Source organism: uncultured Algibacter sp., from assembly GCF_947487605.1.
GTDB lineage: Bacteria > Bacteroidota > Bacteroidia > Flavobacteriales > Flavobacteriaceae > Algibacter_D.
Window position 1 is genome coordinate 1 of the sequence record NZ_CANKXK010000026.1, and the last position, 3,406, is coordinate 3,406.

Annotated in this window: 1 protein-coding gene and 1 pseudogene; both read left to right on the forward strand. The window is 36.7% G+C overall.

Annotated elements, in window-relative coordinates; genetic code table 11:
• Positions 1-1,806 (forward strand): T9SS type A sorting domain-containing protein (locus tag Q0739_RS14645; RefSeq protein WP_298239486.1); only part of this gene is annotated, 1,806 nt, incomplete at its 5' end.
• Positions 1,807-2,083: 277 nt separating this feature from the next.
• Positions 2,084-3,406: pseudogene (locus Q0739_RS14650) on the forward strand (hypothetical protein); the annotation flags it as partial.

Here is a 3,406-nt window from a genome sequence, read left to right on the forward strand (position 1 = left end):
ACTATAACAGCGTCAGCAACTGGAGGCGCAACCATTACGGTAGATGGTGTTGCATATGATGCAACCAAGAAATACGGTCCAGGCATGTATACAGTACGTGCTGAGGCAGCTGGAGGCAACCAAGGTGATGTATGTTTTGAAGAGAAGAAGATTACCATTACGCAGCCACCATTATTAACCTGTTCTGTAGACACCAAATCTGAAGTTAAATGTTTCGGTGAAGCGACAGGGTCAATTACCGTTACTGCAGGTGGAGGTACGCCAACTTATGAGTATAGTATAGATGGTGGTACTAGCTGGCAATCTAGTAATCAGTTTAAAAACTTAGCTGCAGGTAATTATGCGGTTACAGTAAGAGATTCTAATGGATGTCTTTCTTTATGTGCTGGTATAGTAATAGCGCAAAGACCAGAACTTAAAGCCACTGCAACACCAACAGACGTAGTATGCTTTGGTGATGCAACGGGTACAGCAGAGGCATTCCCAACTGGAGGTACAGCACCATATACTTACGAGTGGAGTACAGGTGCAACTACTAATAAGATAACAGGTTTAGTAGCTGGTACGTATTGGGTTAAAATCACAGATGCTAACTTGTGTACTGTTGAGCTGCAAGCTATTAAAGTAGAAAATCTTTATACGGCGCTAAGTTGTACAGCTACAAGTGATCTAACAACTCCACAATGCGAGGATATTGACTTTAATTTAAGTGCTACTGGTTTAGGAGGCTCGGGCGGTTATACATATAAATGGACAGGAACAGGTGCGCAATATTTAGATGATGATGAAATTGCAAACCCTGTGATGTCTGGTGCGCCAGGTAGTGAATTAGGGATAGATTATAAATTTACTGTAGAAGTAACAGATAGCAAAGGTTGTAAAAGTACATGTATGGTTACAGTAACCGTAGTACAATGTGTTGCTTATGAAACAGGCTTTGGTGTATCTGTAATGAAAAGAGGGGAAGAATCTTATGTAAATCCAGAAATTAGTCAATGTTTCCGTGAAGATGGATTTAAACGTTGGGGCTGGACTAACTTTATCAACACTACTGGAGCAACAGAGGAAACTACAGTTGAGCTAGATATAGTGCTTGGAGCAGGTAAGTGTGATCTCAATAAAGGGACTAAAGCTGGACATGTTGAAGTTACATATAGACCAACTGGAGTTAATGCTGATGAATATTATGTAAATATTTCCTACCATATGGATCCTGGTTTCCGAATGGATGAAGTACATTTATATATAGATTGTGAACAGTATCCAACTAAAAATGGAACACCGACAGTAGCTCCAGGCCAATACACTTATGTAAAAGGTGATTTGGGCAACATCTCCATGTGGAAAACTGAGGATGATGAAATAGTAGCTACAGGTAGTTTCTTTGTAATTGCTCATGCAGTAGCTGGTGCGGTAAATATTCCGGGTGATAGTTATATACCAGCCTCACCAAACGAAGGTGGTTCGTTTGACGGTACAGGTGTAATTGATCCTGAGTGTAAGGTAATTATTAACAGTACTTCTTCTAAAAGTGTAAGCTTTAAAGCTTACCCAGTACCATTTGTAGATGAAGTTAATGTCAGCTATTCTTTTGAATATGATACCAATGTAAAAATAGATGTATATGATATGAAAGGGGCTTTAGTAAGACAAGCTGTTGATGAATCCTATATTAAGGGTACTCTAGGAACTACTAAAATTGATTTATCGAGAACAGATAATCAAATGTATTTTGTTAGAGTAACTACAAAAGAAGGGACTTTAGTTAAGAGAGTTATCTCAACTAGTAACCTATCTAGAGAGTAATATTCTATAATTTTAATATAAAGAGCAGCCAGTGGCTGCTCTTTATATTTCTAGTAATTAAAAACTCATCATTGAAGCTTTATCGGACATTTAATGGTTTTATCTATTATAATTTATAAAACAAGTTTTTATTATTATATTAAATCTACATCCTTTAACTGTTCTTTTAAAATCAAAATAAAAATGATGAAACATCCATGATTAAAAGTTTTGTCACAAAGCGAAATGATTATATGGGTGTTACATGTGACCATTGAAAAACAATACATATAAACACATGAAAAAAATTACTTTTTTAATCATTTTAGTATTCTTTGTTCATTACAGTTATTCTCAAGGCTGTACGGAGACTACAAAGTTTCCCGTTGCTGATGTACAATCAATAAATGATGGGTTTGTACAACAAATAGCAACTAATAATTATGCCGGAGAATATGCTGTTATTTTTGATTTAGTCATTGGTCATAACTACCAATTTACTAGTACAAGAACAGCAACTCCTAATGATGATTATATTACTATTAGAGATGAATTTGGAACATACATTACCCATGGGCAATCTCCTGTAACTGTTAATTCTGTTGGGGTAGCTAAAGTTCAAATGCATATTTCGTTAGACTCGGGTTGTGGTGACGAAAGTGAATTTCGAGTTACTACAATTCAAGATTTAACAAATGCACCAACATGTTATAACCCAGAAATTCCAGTTGGAGGAATAAGCTATCTTTCAAACACAAGAGTAGACTTTTTTTGGAGTGCTCCGGGTACTGGTCCTGCACCTGTTGAGTATGAATGGGAAATTGTACCTCAAGGCAATACTCAAGGTGATGGTACAATTACTTCAGGAACTTCTGCTACATTAACTGCTTCTACAGGAGATGCTTTACAAGCAAGTAACGCTTATTCAATTTGGTTACGTTCTGTTTGTGGGCTTGGTGATGAAAGTATATGGGTAAATCCCTCTCAGTTGAATTTTTCGACTAACTCAGTAGCCCCACCGATAAACGATTTTTGTAGTGGAGCAATTTCAATATTACAAGAAACTGAAATTGCTAATAAAGGAGAGTCCATAAAAGTATATAGTGGAGATTTGTCTGGCGGAGCTGGTACAAATATAATTGCTGAAAGTTGTAATTCAAGTGCTGGCAATGCAAGAGATGATATATGGTACTCATTTTTAGCACAAACAAACACCGTTAATATTTCTATAGAAACTTTAAATTTTGATGCGGTTATAACATTATATACAGGTAGTTGTAATTCTTTAATATTTGAAGATTGCAGTGATACTGAAATAACATCGCCTGCTGATGAGGAAATTAATGCTACTGGATTAAATATAGGTCAAACGTATTATGTTAGAGTCTATTATTTTGGAGAAATAACACCTGCTGCTCCAACGTTTGATTTAAGACTTTGGTCTGGAGAATCCATTACTGATAATGATGAAGATGGGTATTCCGTATCAGGAGGTGATTGTGATGATACGGATGTTAATGAATATCCCGGTCAGACTTGGTATGTCGATGCTGATGGCGACAACTATGGCGGTTCTTCGGTAGCAGCTTGTGAGCGACCTACCGATGGTTTCCTTTTAGGT